This is a genomic window from Devosia sp. A449 (assembly GCF_054489375.1).
Genome location: NZ_JBTMWU010000002.1, coordinates 333,944 through 348,520 on the forward strand (window position 1 = coordinate 333,944; position 14,577 = coordinate 348,520).

A 14,577-nucleotide genomic window follows, 5' to 3' on the forward strand; every position below is an offset into this window, starting at 1 on the left:
TGCAATCAGAACGTCAGGCGCTTTAGAATGGCGTCGGGGCCACGAAGGTCATGAACTCGTCGGTGGTGGGGTGAGTGAAGCCCAGTTCGGCGGCGTGCAGTTGCAGCCGATCAGCCGCAGCAAAAGTTTCTGCATCGGCATAAAACGCATCTCCCAGAATCACATGGCCGATAGCCTTCATGTGAACTCTGAGCTGATGCGTGCGCCCAGTGAGCGGATGCAGCCGCACCCGAGTAGCGTTGGCCTCGCGCTCCAGCACGGTCCATTCGGTCTGCGATGGCCGCCCATTCTCGTGATCGACACGCTGACGCGGCTTGTTCTCCCAATCGGTCGCCAATGGCAGATCGACCAGGCCGGTATCGGCCTCGATGATGCCGGCGACGCGGGCAATATAGGATTTGGTGGTCTTGCGATGCTCGAACTGGCTGCCGATGCGGCCATGGGCGCGCTTGTTCAGCGCCAGCACCAGAACCCCCGACGTATCCTTGTCGAGCCGGTGGCACATGCCGGCCGTGGCCCATTGCTGGCGGGCGCGATGCTCGATGCAGTCCCACAGGGACGGGTCCTTGCCCGGAACACTCAACAGACCGCTCTGCTTGTCGACGACCAGAATGTCGTCATCGACGTGCAGCACGTTCAGATAGGGCTCAAGCGGCGGGAAATAGTCGAGCAATGTGGGCATGGGACCGGGCATGGCGCGCCGTGTAGCAGACGGGAGCCATTTGACCAACACCGGCAAGCGGACAGCTCGGTTGCGCCAATGTGATCGGCGGTTGGCGGAACGACTGCTCGGCGGGTCCGTTGTTGGTCTGCAACTTAGAGGAACTTCCCATGCACAAAGATGAAGTCAAAGGCGTTGGCAAACAGGTTAAAGGCGCTGTCAAGGATGCCGTCGGCGGCCTGACCGGCAATGAGAAGCTGCAGGCCGAGGGCAAGCTCGACAAGGCTGCTGGCAAAATTCAGCAGAAGGTCGGCGAAGTCAAAGATGCCGGCCGCGACGCGCTTAAGCGCTGAGCCAACACTTCCGGCTGAACGAAAGGGCCGTCCTGCCGGGCGGCCCTTTGCCTGTTCAGAAGCGATAATGCAGGCGGGCACAAACCGGATGCAGCATCTTGGCCGAGATCAGCTTTGGCGAAGCGCGCAGGCCAGTGGCGGGAAATAGCGGAATGCCGCTCCCGATGATTTCCGACATGACATAGATCTCGATTTCGTCGAGCGCGCCGCGTTCCATGAACGCCATCTGCAACTTGCCGCCGCCGAGCATCCAGACGTCGCCATCGTCCAGCGCCCGCAATTCGGTGATGAGACTGTCGATATCGGTGCGGGTCTCCAAAGGTCCCTTGGGGTTGTCGATGGGGCGTGAGGTGACGACGATCACCCGCTTGCCGTCATATTCCCACGCGCCGGGATAACGCGCGAGCCAGTCATAGGTCGCGCGGCCCATGACCACGGTGGCAATGGTCTTGATGAAATTGTGATAGTCATGCTCACCAAGGTTGAGGTCCGGCTGCTGGGTCAGCCAGTCGAGATTCTCGTCCGGCGTGGCAATGAAGCCATCGAGACTGGTGGCAATATAGCCAACGATTCTGGCCATGGTGGTGCTCCTGTGTTGGCGGTGCCATCGGCAATAGAGCGCGATGATGACAGGACGTGTCAGCAGGATTGGGGCAGGGTCAGGCAATGGAAACGGCAATTTTCGATACGGCGCTGGGCGAATTCGGCATCGGCTGGACCGATGTCGGGATCGCGCGCGTCCAATTGCCGGGGCTGGAGCGCCCCGAGCTGCTGCAGCGGATCAATCGCGATGGGGCACAACCCGGTGAACCGACCCGGGTGATCGAAGCCGTGATCAATAGCATCGAAGACTATGCCGAGGGTGAGGCGGTGGATTTCACGGCTGTTGCGCTCGATCTCACCGGACTGCCGGCATTCCATCAGCGGGCTTATGCCTTGCTATGCACCATCGGCTGGGGCCAGACCACCAGCTATGGCGCACTGGCCCGGCAGCTGGGCGATGTGACGCTGTCGCGGGCCGTTGGGGCGGCGATGGGTGCCAATCCCATTCCGCTGATCATTCCCTGCCATCGGGTGCTGGCCGGCGATGGCAAGCCGGGCGGATTCTCGGCGCCGGGTGGCGCTATCTCCAAGGTGAAAATGCTGGCCCTCGAAGGCGTTGCGGTCGGCACGCCGGCGGGCCAGATGAATTTCGGATTTTAGGCATGGGTCTCGAGATTGAGCGCAAATTCCTGGTGACCTCGGATGCGTGGCGCTCCGCCGCCACCGGCAGCGCCTTGCTGCGGCAGGGCTATCTGTCGTCTAACGCCAAGGCGACTGTGCGGGTGCGCAGCAAGGACGATGCGCGGGCGGTGCTGACCCTCAAAGGGGCCATGGAGGGGATTTCGCGGGCGGAATATGAGTATGAAATCCCGATCGATGAGGCGCGCGAACTGCTGATGCTGGCCGAGCCGCATGTCATCGAGAAGCGGCGCTATCTGGTGCCGTTTGGTGGGCTCATCTGGGAGGTCGATGAATTTGCCGGCCGGCATCGTGGCCTGATCATCGCCGAGGTGGAACTGAGCGACGAGAACCAGTCGGTGCCGCTGCCGGCCTGGGTTGGCGCCGAGGTCACCTACGACGACCGCTACAACAACGCCAGCCTGTCGCGGGCCGAGACCATTCCAGGCTAGGCGCCGGCGTGACAGGCCGGCACTCTAACGCTATGGCTGGCGCATGACCGCTCCGCACCTCTCGACTCGCCGCAGCAACTCTGTCACCGCCCTGTGGCTCTACACCTTCGCGCTCATCATCATGGCCGCGATGAGCGCCACGATTCACGAGGCGGCAAAGGTCGCGCCGGTGGGGCAATTGGTATTCTGGCGCAGCTTCGTCGCGCTCGGGCCGATCCTGATTTACCTGTGGGTGCGCGGCGAGTTGCGCACTTCCATGCGGACAAAATACCCCCACAAGCATCTTATTCGCGGCATTCTTGGCTCGACCGTAATGGTCTGCAGCTTCATTTCGCTGGCCTATCTGTCGGTCGGCATTGCCACCGCGATCACCTATCTGACGCCCATCCTCTCCATCGGCGCAGCGATGGTCTTCCTGCGCGAACGGCCGGGGGCCACCGTGGTCACGGGCGTGGTGGTGGGCCTGCTCGGTATCGTGCTGATGCTGTTCCCGGCGCTGGTGGGGGCCGAATTGCGCGACGGCACGTTGATCGGCGTGCTCGCTGGCGTCGCCATGGCGGCGACCAATGCGCTGTCGCGCGTACAGGTCAAGGATCTGACCCGCACGGACCCGCCCGCCAGCATCGCGCTGTCCTTCGCGGTGGTGGCGAGCCTGGTGGGACTGGTGACGGCGCTGTTCGGCTGGGCCCAACTGGATACATATACCTACGCGCTGCTGATTGGCGCCGGCCTGTTCGGTGGTGTTGGCCATGTGCTGATCACCGAAGCGGTGGCCCGCGCTCCGGTGTCACTGCTGGCCGGCTATGAATATACCGGCATCATCTGGGCATTCCTGTTCGACTTTGCCCTATTGGGCATCGTGCTCGATGCCTGGGCGGTCAGCGGGGCGCTCGTCGTGGTGGGCGCCGCCGCCGTGGTGACCTATGGCCAGGGGCGGCGCGCCGTGCGGCTCAAACCGGCGGAATAGTTGTCTACTGCCAGCGCTTGAAGCTCTTGAGGTGGTCGAGGCCCTTGACCACGCTCATGGTCAGCTTTTCGACGCTGTCGGTCACCGGCAGCACCAGCACATTCTCGCTCTCGGGATCGGGCACTTCCAGCGTCGCAAACTGGCTGTCGAGCAGGCTGGCCGGCATATATTCGTGGTGGCGCTTGGCCATGCGCTCGGCGATCACCGACTTGTCGCCATGCAGATAGACGAACAGGATCGGCTCGCCGGCCTGTTCAACGAGATAATCGCGATAAGCCCGTTTCAGCGCCGAACAGGCGCCCACGGCCGCACCCTTGCGGTCGGCGGCTTCATGTAGGGCTTGCGCCAGCCGCTCCAGCCACGGCCAGCGGTCCTCGTCGGTCAGCGGCGTACCGGCGCGCATTTTTTCGACATTGGCTGGCGGGTGATAGCCATCGCCATCGAGAAACGGCACATGCAGCCGCCGCGCCACGGACTGGCCGATAGTGGATTTGCCCGATGAGCTGACGCCCATCACGATGATGATGCGCGCGGCTTCAAACCGTCGCGGTGAAGGCGCCGTCGACATAGAGGATGTGTCCATTCACAAATCTTGCGGCCTCTGAGGCCAGGAATACTGCCGCGCCGCCGAGTTCCTCGGGCTGGCCCCAGCGACCCATTGGGGTCCTGGTTTCGATCCAGGCGTTGAACTTGTCGTCCTTGAACAGGGCCTCGTTGAGTTCGGTGGCGAAAAAGCCGGGTGCGATGCCGTTGATGTTGAGACCGTGCTTGGCCCAGTCGACGGCCATGCCGCGCGTGAGATTGGCCACCGCCGCCTTGGTCGCTGCATAGGGGGCGATGGATGTGCGGGAAAGTTCGGACATCAGCGAGCAGATATTGATGATCTTGCCGGCGCCGCGCGAAATCATATGCCGCGCCACCGGTTGGCTGACATTAAACACCGAGGTCAGATTGGTGGTGATGATCTGGTCGAATTTTTCCGGCGGAAAACCTTCCAGGCTAGAGCGAAACTGCATGCCCGCATTGTTGACCAGAATGTCGATCGGGCCGATGGCGTCTTCTATATAGGTCACAGCCTCGTTGATACTGTCGCGGCTGGTGACGTCAAAGGCGACGGCATTGACCGTGGCGCCCGTGGCGGCAAGACGCTGTGCCGCGGCGCCCAAAGCCTCGGTGTCACGCGCATTGAGAATGACGGCGGCGCCAGCGGCAGCGAGGGCTTCGGCCATTGCATAGCCGAGGCCACGGCTGGAGCCGGTGACCAGGGCGCGCTTGCCGGTGAGATCGAAAGGGTTGGGGGGCGTCACGCGAGTCTCCACTTTGGGCGGGACCCTACGCAGCGGGGCTTGCCCAGACAAGTCATACTACCATACAAGGCGCTGCATCGGGCCAAAAATTCCCGAAATACGACTTCCGTAGTGGTCAGGTTTGTGGTCAGTTCGCCACCGTAAGCCATGCACTGCGGACATGGACAAGACGATAGAATTCTCGGAAGGACGTTTGTATGTCGACTGCGGATATCGGCCTGATCGGCCTGGCGGTGATGGGTTCCAATCTGGCCCTGAACATTGCCGAAAAAGGCTATACTATCGCGGTCCATAATCGCTCTGCCGGCCGCATCGATGAATTCGTGGCCGAAGCCAAGGCCCAGGGTCTCGACGGCAAGACCATCCCCAAATACGAGCTGGCCGATTTCGTTGCTGCGGTGAAGGCACCGCGCTCGATCATCATCATGGTCAAGGCCGGCAAGCCGGTCGACGACATGATCGAGCAGCTGCTGCCGCATCTGGAACAGGGCGACGCCATCATCGAGTGCGGCAATTCGCTGTTCACCGATACCCAGAGGCGCTTCGACTACCTCACCCCCAAGGGCATCGGCTATCTCGGTGCCGGCGTGTCCGGTGGTGAAGAGGGCGCGCGCCATGGTCCGTCGATCATGGTCGGCGGCTCCAAGGAACAGTGGCACAATGCCGAAGCGGTGCTGACCGCCATCGCCGCCAAATTCGACGGCGAAAGCTGCTGCGCCTATCTGGGCGAGGGCGGCGCTGGCCACTTCGTCAAGACCATTCATAACGGCATCGAATATGGCGACATGCAGATGATCGCCGAAGTCTATGGCGTGATGCGCGACGGCCTGGGCATGAACCCGACGGCTTGCGCCGAAGTGTTCAAGGAGTGGAACAAGGGTCCGCTCAATTCCTATCTGATCGAAATCACCGGCCACGTGCTGGCCGCCGTCGATGACCAGAGCGGCAAGCCGCTGGTCGACCTGATCCTCGACAAGGCCGGGCAAAAGGGCACTGGCGTCTGGTCCGCCATCGTGGCGCAGCAGATGGGCGTGCCGGCAACGGCCATCGAAGGGGCCGTCGCTGCCCGGTCGATCTCGTCGCGCAAGGATGAGCGCGTGGCGGCTGAGGCCATCTATGGCAAGCCCAACCGCGCCAAGACCGATGTGACGCTGGCCGATCTCGAGAAGGCCCTGCTGGCCGGCAAGATCGTGTCCTACGCACAGGGCTTTGCGGTGATCGCCAAGGCTTCGGAAGAAAATGGCTGGGCGCTGCCGCTGGCGACCATCGCCAAGATCTGGCGCGCCGGCTGCATCATCCGCTCGCGCTTCCTCGACCAGATGTCGGCCGCCTATGCCAAGGGCGGCAATGTCAACCTGCTGGTGGTGCCGGACTTCGTGACGCTGATGAAGGATGCCCATCCGAGCTTGCGCAAGGTGGTGGCTGCCGCCGCCGTCGGCGAATTCCCGATGATCTGTCTGTCCGCTGCGCTGAGCTATTTCGACAGCTACCGCCAGGCCCAGGGCACGGCCAATCTGATTCAGGGCCAGCGCGACTTCTTCGGCGCGCATGGCTTCGAGATCGTCGGTCGCGGCACCGATTTGCACGGCACCTGGCCCAGCACGCTGGGCAAGTAAGCGTTGAAGCATCAATAACGGAAAAGGGCCCCGCAATCGCGGGGCCCTTTTTCGTTGGTCAGCTGACGCGCTTGAAATCGAGCAGCAGCGGATCACCGCTGGGCAGGCTCCTGATTTCGCCGCTGGTGATGGCCAAGAAGGTGTCGATATCGGCCGGGCGGCTGAGCAGGAAGCCCTGGGCCTCGGCACAGGTTTCGCCGCGCAGGAAGTCCAATTCCTCGATCCGTTCAATGCCTTCGGCCACCACCGGCAGGTTGAGCCCGGCGCCAAGACCCAGCACGGCGCGGACGATAGCGGCCGATTGTTCGTTGCTGTCGACCGACTTGATAAATGAACGGTCGATCTTGATCTTGTCGAACGCAAACGCCCGCAGATTGGCCAGCGACGAATAGCCGGTGCCGAAATCATCCATGGCGACCCGCACGCCGAGCGCCTTGATCTGGCGCAGACTATGGATGGCGCGCTTGATGTCGCGCACCAGGGCCGTCTCGGTGATCTCGATCTCGAGCCGCGCCGGCGACAGGCCGGTCTGAAGCAGCGTCTGCATGATCATGTCGGGCAGGCCGGCATTCTGCATCTGCACGGCGGAGACGTTAACGGCGATGGAGAGCGGGTTCGTCCATAGGGCTGCGTCGGCACAGGCCTTGCGCATGACCCATTCGCCGATCTGCAGGATCAGCCCGCTTTCCTCGGCGATCGGAATGAAGTCGCTGGGCGGGATGTCGCCATTGACCGGATGCTCCCAGCGCACCAGGGCTTCGAAGCCGCTGACTTCGCCGCTCTTGATGTCGATCTGGGGCTGATAGACCAGCCGCAACTGGTTGCGCGAAATGGCGTGACGCAGGTCGTTTTCCAGCAGGCGGCGCTCGCGGATCTTGACGCCCATTTCGGCCTCGAAGAAGCGGTAGATGCCGCGGCCGTCATGCTTGGCGCGGTAGAGCGCGGTATCGGCATGGGTCATCAAATGCTGGGCGTCGAGCGCATCGTCGGGATAGAGCGCGATGCCGATGCTGGCCGAGATGGCGGCGCTTTCGGGGCTCTCATTGTTGGCAATGCGGAAGCCATCGAGGATGGTTTCGGCGACCCGACCGGCCCGTTCCGGGCTGCCGGTGTCGGGAATGATGACGGCGAATTCATCGCCACCGAGGCGAGCCGCGATGCAATCGGGGGCCAGGGATTTTTGCAGCGACTGCGCCACGCGTTGCAGCAACACGTCGCCGACCGGATGGCCGAACAGGTCGTTGACCTCCTTGAAGCGGTCGAGATCGAGGCAGAGTACGGCAAAGCTCTGGCCCTGGCGGGCGGCGTGGGCAATCTCGCTATCGAGTTGGCGACCAAAGCTGGCGCGGTTGGGCAGGCCGGTCAGTGCGTCGTGATGGGCCAGAAAGCGGATGTGCTGCTCGGCCAGGCGACGGGCGCTGAGATCGCGCACGGCGATGGCGTGATGCGGACGGCCGCCGAAATCGACCTGCCGCAGGATGACTTCCACCGGGATGGATTTGTGGTCACCGACCATGAGATCGGCTTCGATGGAAACGCCGGGGCGTGCCGCGAGATTGGCGCAGGTGCTGAGGCCGAAAAAGCGCGATAGCGGCTCGCCGCTGAGGTCGGAGCCGTGACGGTCGACCAGCTCGAGAAAGCTGGCATTGACGGTCACGATGGCCTGGTCGTCACAAACCAGCAGGCCTTCGACGGCGGCATCGGCCAGGCCCCGCATGCGGTCGCCTTCAAGGACGCTGCGGCGCTGCTCGCGCAGGTCGAGATAGAGCCCGCCCAGGGCGGCCACCAGGATCAGGATGCTGGCGAGGGCGACACCGATGGAGAGGTTTTCCGGGGTGGCGTCGGTGGCGCTGACGATGGGGTAGCAATTGTCGAAGCCGGCGGCGCCCATGCCGGTGAAGTGCATCGAGCAGATCGCCAGGGTCAGGATGCCGGCACCGGCCAGACGCCAGCGCAGGCCGGGGCGATGGGAGCCGACATAGAGCGCCAGTGCGCCCAGCGAAATACCGAGCACCAGCGAGGACGAGACGAGGGCACTGTCCCAGGCGATATCGCCACCGATCTGCAGGGCAGACATGCCGACATAATGCATGGCCGCGATGCCGATGCCGGCGATGGCGCCGCCCAGGGCGCTGTCGGAGCGCCGAGTGCCCAGGACAGCCCACCAGAAGCCGCCGCCAACGATGGCAATGGCGATCAGCAGTGACAGCAGCGTCCTGCCGATTTCGTAGCCGGTCGGCATGCCGGCCGAGAAGGACAACATGGCAACAAAATGGGTAGCCCAGATGCCGAACCCGACCGAGACGGCCGCAACGGCGAGCCAGATCTTCTGTGTTGGACCGGAGGATTTGCGGGCATGGCTGAGCAAGCTCACGCCGGCGAAGGAAGAGAGAGCACAGATCAGGGCGGCAAGCGCGACCAGGCCAAGATTATGCTGGTAAAACAGGGTTTCGAGGACGGTCTGCATCAGTGGGACTCGGGGCGTAGCAATTGCCCCTGTGTCGGACGCCGCTGGTAAAAGTGCGATGAACGGTTCCACGAGTTGATCGGCAGCGTGGCGTTTGTTGGCCACAAGGTAAAGAAATTAGAGAGAGCGGAACATCACGTAGCTGTCCACATAGCCGTGGACGGGATGATTGAAGGCCAAGGGCAGGGTGCCGACGATGTCGAAGCCCAGCTTCTGCCACAGCGCCACGGCGCGGGTGTTGCTCGACACCACGTGATTGAACTGCATGGCGCGGAAACCACGTTCCTTGGCGCGGACCAGCGAGTGTTCACACATGGCGCGGGCTACGCCCTTGCCCTGCGCGGCCGGCGCGGTCATGTAGCCGCAATTGGCAACATGGGCGCCGCCGCCCTGCTGGTTGGCCATCACATAATAGGTGCCCAGGATGACGCCGTCTTCTTCGGCTACAAACACCTCGTGGCTGGGGGCGAACCAGTAGGCGCTGACCCCAGCCGCGTCGAGATCACGGGCAATAGCGTAGGTGTCGCCGGCCGCCAGCACCGGGGTGACGATGGCGAGGATGGCAGGGTGATCGGCGTCAGCGGCTGGGCGTATCTGCATCTTCGTCGTCATCTATCGGGGGAACCCTGATCTGGCCGGGTGGTGCCATATCCGGCACGATCGGCTTATTGGCGATGGAGGGGCGGTGGCTGAGTTCGAACCGCCACGCCGCCGCCGCGAACAGCACCAGGGCGACCACTACCGAGATGGAGGCGGCGAGGAATGGCGCGCCGGGGAAGTAGCCCGGCGAGCTGGGTGAACTGGTGAAATAGGAAAAAATCTGTGTGGCGGCGAGCGGACCGATAATGGTCGCCAGCGAATTGGCGGCGTTGACGGCGCCCTGCAATTCGCCCTGGGCATTGTCGGGCACCTGGCGCGACAGCACGCCATTGATGGCAGGAGCGGCGAGGCCGCTGACGGCGCCCACCATGATGAACAGATAGAGGTAGAACACCTCATCGGTGAAGGCGACGCCGGCAAAGGCCACGATGGCGGCCAGCAGGCCGATGAAAACCACCGGCGTTTCGCCCAGACGCTTGACCATGGGACCGACCAGAAAGGCCTGACAGATGGCAAAGCCGATGCCGAAGGCGCCCAGCGAACGGCCGATATTGGAGGAGGTGAACTGGAACACTTCCACCGTGAAATAGCTGTAAACCGACGGCAGTGACTGCGCGGCCAGCGAGAAGGCGAACAGGATCGCCAGCAGCCACAATACCACTGGATATTTGCGCAAGGCGGCGACGGCGCCGAAGGGGTTGGCGCGGCGGATGTCGAATTTGCGGCGCGAGGTCTTGGGCAGGCTCTCGGGCAGCACCAAGAGGCCAAACAGGAAATTGGCGAAGGCCAGGCCCGCTGCGGCAAAGAACGGCACGCGGGGGCCGAACTCACCGAGTTCGCCCCCGATCACCGGGCCGATGATGAAGCCGAGCCCGAAGGCGGCGCCGATCAGGCCGAAGCGGTGGGTGCGCTTATGCGGCGGGGTGATGTCGGCCATGTAGGCGGTGGCGGTGGCCACGGCAGCGCCAGCGATACCGGCGATGATGCGGCCGATGAACAGATACCAGACCACCGGGGCAATCGACATCATCAGGTAATCGAAGGTGAGGCCCAGCAGGGAGCACAGCAGCACCGGGCGACGGCCGAAACGGTCGGACAGATTGCCCAGCACCGGCGAGAACACGAACTGCATGAAGGCATAGGCGAAGACCAGATAACCGCCGATCACGGCGGCGTCGGCAACGCTGCCGCCGGTCAAATCTTCCAGCAGTTCGGGGAGTACCGGCACGATGATGCCGACACCGATCATATCAAGCAGGATCGTCACCAGAATGCAGGTGAGAGTCAGGCGTGAGCGGGTCGCTGCTTGCATACTGGGGCGCTAACCTTCTGAAGTTTCGACCGGGCTCAATGATGCCGGGCAGTTGACACAGGCGGACCTTCCAACGCAAGGCCGGAGGGTGGGGCAAGGTTCCATCGGAATGCGCCAAAGGCGCTCGAACGGGGTCAATGCGAACCGGGTTTGGCCGCAGCCGGCGGCTGGGCGTCGTGACCGTAAAGCCAGGCCAGCCGGCGCAGATGAGCACGGGGCCCCCCAGCCGCAATCACCAGATTGCGGGCGCTGCTCAAGGGCCAGGGCAGGTGGAAAATGCGGCCATTGCTGGCGGAGATCCGGGCCACGCGGGTGACGCGGCGGCGGCGGATCTGCTCGTATTTCTCGAAGGCTGTCGCGGCGCTTGGCTCTGCCACCAGTAGGGGCGCCAGAACGGCCGCATCTTCGATGCCCATGGCCGCGCCCTGGGCCTGGAATGGCACCATGGCATGGGCCGCGTCGCCAATGATGCCGACATTGCCTTCATGCCATTTGGGAGCGTCCACGGTGTAGAGCGGCCAGGGAGTCCAGCTGTCTCCGGCGGCGGAGAGCAATACGTCGATGCGTGGGCTGTGGTTGGGTGCGCCCGGCAGCATGGGGCTGGTGCCGAGGTCGGCGGTGGCCTGCGGGACCTTGGCGAATAGCGCCAGATTGACCTGCCGACGGTGCGGCAGGGGATAGCAGACCATGTGGTAGGCGGGGCCGAACAGCACGGAAACCCGGTCCAGCGCGAGCTGTCCGGCGACGAAGTCGAAGGGCAGCAGCGTCCGCCAGGCGACGCGCTGGCGGTACTGCGCCGCTGGGCCGCCGAGCAGGGCGATGCGGGTGTGGGAGTGGACACCATCGGCACCGATGAAAGCGTGGCCGCGGCCATTGCGGGTCTGGCCATTGGCTTCGTTGATCGAGATGGTGACGCCGCTTGCATGCGACACCACGTCCCAGGACCGAACGCCGAACAGGATGTCGATATTGGCGAAGCGCCGGCAGGCTGTGTGGAGGATGTCGGCGAGGTCGGCGCGGTGCATCACGGCATAGGGGGCGCCGAAGCGTTCGCGGATGATATCGCCCAGTTCCAGCGTCACCAGCGGAGTGTGGCGGCGGTAGGGGATGATGTCGATGCCGACCGGCTCAAGGCTTTGGGCGGTAAGGGCTTTTTCGAGGCCGAGGCGGTCGAGAATGCGGCGGGCATTGGGGCTGATCTGCAGGCCGGCGCCGAATTCGGAGAGAGTTGCGCTGCGCTCCAGTACCACGACTTTCGCGCCGAATTTGGCGAGCGTCAGGGCGAGCGTCAGCCCGGCGATACCAGCGCCGGCAATATAGCAAGTGCGGCCTTTGCCGGGCATGGCCCGGACTTAAGCGGCGTCGTGGAACAGGGCGGAAAGCGGGTTGGCGGTGCCGGCGGCCAGACGCGAATTGAACACGTAATGCGTTGAACAATAAGGGCAAACCGCCTCATTGTCCTTGCCCATGTCGATATAGATATGGGGATGGTCAAACGGGGGCAGGGCGCCGACGCACTTAAATTCCTTGGACCCGACCTCGATCTGACGGAGACCTTCGGTGTTGTGGAAATGGGGCGTGGTGCCGTGAGCCATGGAGAAAAGACCTGTTTGATTTTGCCGGACCATATGCCAAGGACGGGGCGATTGGAAGGTTCAAAACCCGATCGGGAACTTGCAGCATGCTGCAAGCAGGCTGGCAGTTTTCTGTCAGCTTTCTTGTGATTTTCTGGTGGTTTGCTGCCTAGCAACAGGATTTTCGAAATTGCCCGTTTTTCAGTCCGACGGTTTGACGCTGGCCTATGAATCGTTTGGCGAGGGGACGCCGGTGTTGTGCATCCATGGCTTCGCCTCCAGCGGCAAGGTCAACTGGATCGACACCGGCTGGGTCGAGACGCTGGTCGATGCCGGCTACCGCGCCGTCGTGCTGGACAATCGCGGACATGGCGGATCGGACAAGCCCTATGATCCGGAGCGCTACTATCCCCGCGACATGGCGAATGACGCCGTGGCCTTGCTCGATCATCTGGGAATCGAACGGGCGGCGGTGCTGGGCTATTCGATGGGCGCGCGAATCGCTGCCTTCATGGCGTTCGAGCATGAGGAGCGGGTTGCCTGCGCCATTTTCGGCGGCATGGGGATGAATCTGCTCAACGGGCTGAGCGACAGCAATGACATTATCGCCGGGCTGCTGGCGCCGTCGCTGGAGGGGCTGACCCATCCCACGGCCCGCCAGTTCCGCATTTTTGCCGACCATACCGGCGCTGACCGGGAGGCGCTGGCCGCCTGCATGGAAACCTCGCGCCAGCCGATGGCGCGGGCGGATGTGCGGCGCATCGCGGTGCCGGTGCTCGTGGCGGTCGGCGAGGCCGACGTGATGGCCGGAGCGCCCGAGCCGCTGGCCGAGCTCATGCCGCAGGCCGAAGCCTTCGTCATTCCCAAGCGCGACCATATGCGGGCCACCGGCGACAAGGCGTTCAAGACCGCCGCATTGGCGTTTCTGAGCAGGACATTCGCTGCCTAGAGGCAAAAATAACGCAAATAATGCGTCAAGGCTTTGTCTTGGAGCATCACATGGCTTATATCGGTGTTTGTCGATGAAGCGGAGACGCACCATGTCCACGAGCGTCAAGAAGTCACTGGAAATCAAGTCGCTCGATCCCGTCTGGGATGCGGTGCGGGCTGGCGCGCGCCAGATCGTGGCGGATGAACCGTCGCTGGCCGGTATGGCGGTTTCCGCGATTCTCAATCACGACAGTTTCGAAGCGGCGCTGGCGCATCGTCTGGCGGCGCGACTCGATCACGACGACGTCTCCGCCGACCTCATTCGGCAGGCCTTTGCCGAGACGCTGATCGACGCTCCCGAAATCGGGGATTTTGCGCGGGCGGATCTGGCGGCAACGCTGGAACGCGACCCGGCCTGCCATCGGGCGATCGAGCCGCTGCTGTTCTTCAAGGGCTATCAGGCGATCCAGACGCATCGCTTTGCCCATGCCATGTTCAAGGCCGGGCGGCGGGATTTCGCGCTCTATCTGCAGAGCCGCGCCAGCCAGGTGTTCCAGGTCGATATCAACCCGGCGGTCCGGATCGGTCGGGGCATCATGCTCGATCACGGCACCGGGCTGGTGATCGGCGAGACGGCGGTGGTCGGCGACAATGTGTCGATGCTGCAGAATGTGACGCTGGGCGGCACCGGCAAATCGGATCAGGACCGCCACCCCAAGATCGGCAATGGCGTGCTGATCGGGGCCGGGGCCAAGGTGCTGGGCAATATCATCATCGGCGAGTGCTCGCGCATCGGGGCCGGTTCGGTGGTGCTCAAGGAAGTGCCGCCGCGGGTGACGGTGGCCGGCGTTCCGGCCAAGGTCATCGGCGAAGCGGGCTGTGCGCAGCCGGCACTGGTGATGGACCAGATGGTGCTGGTGTATGATGTGGCTTCGCCAACTGAGTGAGGACGGCCTGCAAATGGCCGGCTTCTGCGCTTTCGGTGCTCACGTACTTTAGAGTAGGCTCATTTTCGGCTCGCCCTGACCCGGTTGGCTTCGCAAGCGGGCAAGCCCGGGCTGGCGGTTGTCACCGTTAAAATGCCATCGTTCAGGGGTTGTATGCGGGGCGAGGGTGA

Annotated in this window: 16 protein-coding genes; 7 read left to right on the forward strand and 9 right to left on the reverse strand. The window is 63.4% G+C overall.

Going from position 1 to position 14,577, the window contains the following annotated elements; all coding sequences use genetic code 11:
• Positions 1-22: 22 nt before the first annotated feature.
• Positions 23-682, reverse strand: coding sequence for an RluA family pseudouridine synthase (locus ACX3OW_RS07360; protein ID WP_459095108.1), 660 nt, complete (start codon positions 680-682; stop codon positions 23-25).
• A gap of 149 nt (positions 683-831) precedes the next feature.
• Here ACX3OW_RS07360 and ACX3OW_RS07365 point away from each other — a divergent pair, with 149 nt between their 5' ends.
• Complete coding sequence (locus ACX3OW_RS07365) at positions 832-1,014, forward strand: CsbD family protein (RefSeq protein WP_459095109.1); 183 nt, start codon at positions 832-834, stop codon at positions 1,012-1,014.
• A gap of 55 nt (positions 1,015-1,069) precedes the next feature.
• Here the strand turns inward: ACX3OW_RS07365 and ACX3OW_RS07370 are convergent, their stop codons facing one another.
• Complete coding sequence (locus ACX3OW_RS07370; RefSeq protein ID WP_459095110.1) at positions 1,070-1,594, reverse strand: dihydrofolate reductase family protein; 525 nt, start codon at positions 1,592-1,594, stop codon at positions 1,070-1,072.
• 86 nt (positions 1,595-1,680) lie between these two features.
• Here ACX3OW_RS07370 and ACX3OW_RS07375 point away from each other — a divergent pair, with 86 nt between their 5' ends.
• Genes ACX3OW_RS07375 through ACX3OW_RS07385 form a run of 3 tightly spaced genes read left to right on the forward strand, consistent with a single transcriptional unit; the run spans position 1,681 to position 3,654 of the window.
• On the forward strand, positions 1,681-2,217 hold the full coding sequence (locus ACX3OW_RS07375; RefSeq protein WP_459095111.1) for a methylated-DNA--[protein]-cysteine S-methyltransferase: 537 nt from the start codon (positions 1,681-1,683) through the stop codon (positions 2,215-2,217).
• A gap of 2 nt (positions 2,218-2,219) precedes the next feature.
• Positions 2,220-2,687 carry a CYTH domain-containing protein gene (locus tag ACX3OW_RS07380; protein ID WP_459095112.1) on the forward strand — a complete coding sequence of 156 codons (468 nt, stop codon included), beginning with the start codon at positions 2,220-2,222 and terminating at the stop codon, positions 2,685-2,687.
• Positions 2,688-2,730: 43 nt separating this feature from the next.
• A complete protein-coding gene (locus tag ACX3OW_RS07385; RefSeq protein WP_459095113.1) occupies positions 2,731-3,654 on the forward strand; it encodes a DMT family transporter in 924 nt (307 codons plus the stop codon).
• Between the two features lie 4 nt (positions 3,655-3,658).
• Here the strand turns inward: ACX3OW_RS07385 and ACX3OW_RS07390 are convergent, their stop codons facing one another.
• Both ACX3OW_RS07390 and ACX3OW_RS07395 read right to left on the reverse strand, forming a co-directional pair.
• A complete protein-coding gene (locus tag ACX3OW_RS07390) occupies positions 3,659-4,222 on the reverse strand; it encodes a gluconokinase (RefSeq protein ID WP_459095114.1) in 564 nt (187 codons plus the stop codon).
• Positions 4,191-4,961, reverse strand: a complete 771-nt coding sequence (locus ACX3OW_RS07395) for an SDR family oxidoreductase (RefSeq protein WP_459095115.1) — start codon at positions 4,959-4,961, stop codon at positions 4,191-4,193. The genes ACX3OW_RS07390 and ACX3OW_RS07395 overlap by 32 nt, the downstream gene beginning before the upstream one ends.
• 197 nt (positions 4,962-5,158) lie before the next feature.
• On the opposite strand from ACX3OW_RS07395, the gene gndA reads away from it, so the two are divergent.
• Positions 5,159-6,577, forward strand: a complete 1,419-nt coding sequence (gndA, locus tag ACX3OW_RS07400; RefSeq protein WP_459095116.1) for an NADP-dependent phosphogluconate dehydrogenase — start codon at positions 5,159-5,161, stop codon at positions 6,575-6,577.
• Positions 6,578-6,635: 58 nt separating this feature from the next.
• Here the strand turns inward: gndA and ACX3OW_RS07405 are convergent, their stop codons facing one another.
• From ACX3OW_RS07405 to ACX3OW_RS07425, 5 genes are all read right to left on the reverse strand, one after another.
• On the reverse strand, positions 6,636-9,044 hold the full coding sequence (locus ACX3OW_RS07405; RefSeq protein WP_459095117.1) for an EAL domain-containing protein: 2,409 nt from the start codon (positions 9,042-9,044) through the stop codon (positions 6,636-6,638).
• A gap of 117 nt (positions 9,045-9,161) precedes the next feature.
• Positions 9,162-9,644 carry a GNAT family N-acetyltransferase gene (locus ACX3OW_RS07410; RefSeq protein WP_459095118.1) on the reverse strand — a complete coding sequence of 161 codons (483 nt, stop codon included), beginning with the start codon at positions 9,642-9,644 and terminating at the stop codon, positions 9,162-9,164.
• Positions 9,622-10,956: a TCR/Tet family MFS transporter gene (locus ACX3OW_RS07415; protein WP_459095119.1), complete on the reverse strand. Its 1,335-nt coding sequence runs from the start codon at positions 10,954-10,956 to the stop codon at positions 9,622-9,624. The genes ACX3OW_RS07410 and ACX3OW_RS07415 overlap by 23 nt, the downstream gene beginning before the upstream one ends.
• 134 nt (positions 10,957-11,090) lie before the next feature.
• Entirely contained in the window at positions 11,091-12,299 is a 1,209-nt protein-coding gene (locus tag ACX3OW_RS07420) for an FAD-dependent monooxygenase (RefSeq protein ID WP_459095120.1), read from the reverse strand.
• Between the two features lie 9 nt (positions 12,300-12,308).
• Positions 12,309-12,551 carry a zinc-finger domain-containing protein gene (locus ACX3OW_RS07425; RefSeq protein ID WP_459095121.1) on the reverse strand — a complete coding sequence of 81 codons (243 nt, stop codon included), beginning with the start codon at positions 12,549-12,551 and terminating at the stop codon, positions 12,309-12,311.
• A gap of 169 nt (positions 12,552-12,720) precedes the next feature.
• On the opposite strand from ACX3OW_RS07425, the gene ACX3OW_RS07430 reads away from it, so the two are divergent.
• Positions 12,721-13,479 carry an alpha/beta fold hydrolase gene (locus tag ACX3OW_RS07430; RefSeq protein ID WP_459095122.1) on the forward strand — a complete coding sequence of 253 codons (759 nt, stop codon included), beginning with the start codon at positions 12,721-12,723 and terminating at the stop codon, positions 13,477-13,479.
• Between the two features lie 91 nt (positions 13,480-13,570).
• Positions 13,571-14,407 (forward strand): serine O-acetyltransferase, encoded by an 837-nt coding sequence (gene cysE, locus ACX3OW_RS07435; RefSeq protein ID WP_459095123.1) that lies wholly within the window; start codon positions 13,571-13,573, stop codon positions 14,405-14,407.
• Positions 14,408-14,577: the final 170 nt, after the last annotated feature.

Coding starts and splice junctions, on each gene's coding strand:
- gndA (WP_459095116.1), top strand. CDS start 5,159: ATGTCGACTGCGGATATCGGCCTGATCGGCCTGGCGGTGATGGGTTCC.
- cysE (WP_459095123.1), top strand. CDS start 13,571: ATGTCCACGAGCGTCAAGAAGTCACTGGAAATCAAGTCGCTCGATCCC.
- ACX3OW_RS07425 (WP_459095121.1), bottom strand. CDS start 12,551: ATGGCTCACGGCACCACGCCCCATTTCCACAACACCGAAGGTCTCCGT.
- ACX3OW_RS07370 (WP_459095110.1), bottom strand. CDS start 1,594: ATGGCCAGAATCGTTGGCTATATTGCCACCAGTCTCGATGGCTTCATT.
- ACX3OW_RS07420 (WP_459095120.1), bottom strand. CDS start 12,299: ATGCCCGGCAAAGGCCGCACTTGCTATATTGCCGGCGCTGGTATCGCC.
- ACX3OW_RS07385 (WP_459095113.1), top strand. CDS start 2,731: ATGACCGCTCCGCACCTCTCGACTCGCCGCAGCAACTCTGTCACCGCC.
- ACX3OW_RS07415 (WP_459095119.1), bottom strand. CDS start 10,956: ATGCAAGCAGCGACCCGCTCACGCCTGACTCTCACCTGCATTCTGGTG.
- ACX3OW_RS07390 (WP_459095114.1), bottom strand. CDS start 4,222: ATGTCGACGGCGCCTTCACCGCGACGGTTTGAAGCCGCGCGCATCATC.
- ACX3OW_RS07405 (WP_459095117.1), bottom strand. CDS start 9,044: ATGCAGACCGTCCTCGAAACCCTGTTTTACCAGCATAATCTTGGCCTG.
- ACX3OW_RS07365 (WP_459095109.1), top strand. CDS start 832: ATGCACAAAGATGAAGTCAAAGGCGTTGGCAAACAGGTTAAAGGCGCT.
- ACX3OW_RS07410 (WP_459095118.1), bottom strand. CDS start 9,644: ATGCAGATACGCCCAGCCGCTGACGCCGATCACCCTGCCATCCTCGCC.
- ACX3OW_RS07375 (WP_459095111.1), top strand. CDS start 1,681: ATGGAAACGGCAATTTTCGATACGGCGCTGGGCGAATTCGGCATCGGC.
- ACX3OW_RS07380 (WP_459095112.1), top strand. CDS start 2,220: ATGGGTCTCGAGATTGAGCGCAAATTCCTGGTGACCTCGGATGCGTGG.
- ACX3OW_RS07360 (WP_459095108.1), bottom strand. CDS start 682: ATGCCCACATTGCTCGACTATTTCCCGCCGCTTGAGCCCTATCTGAAC.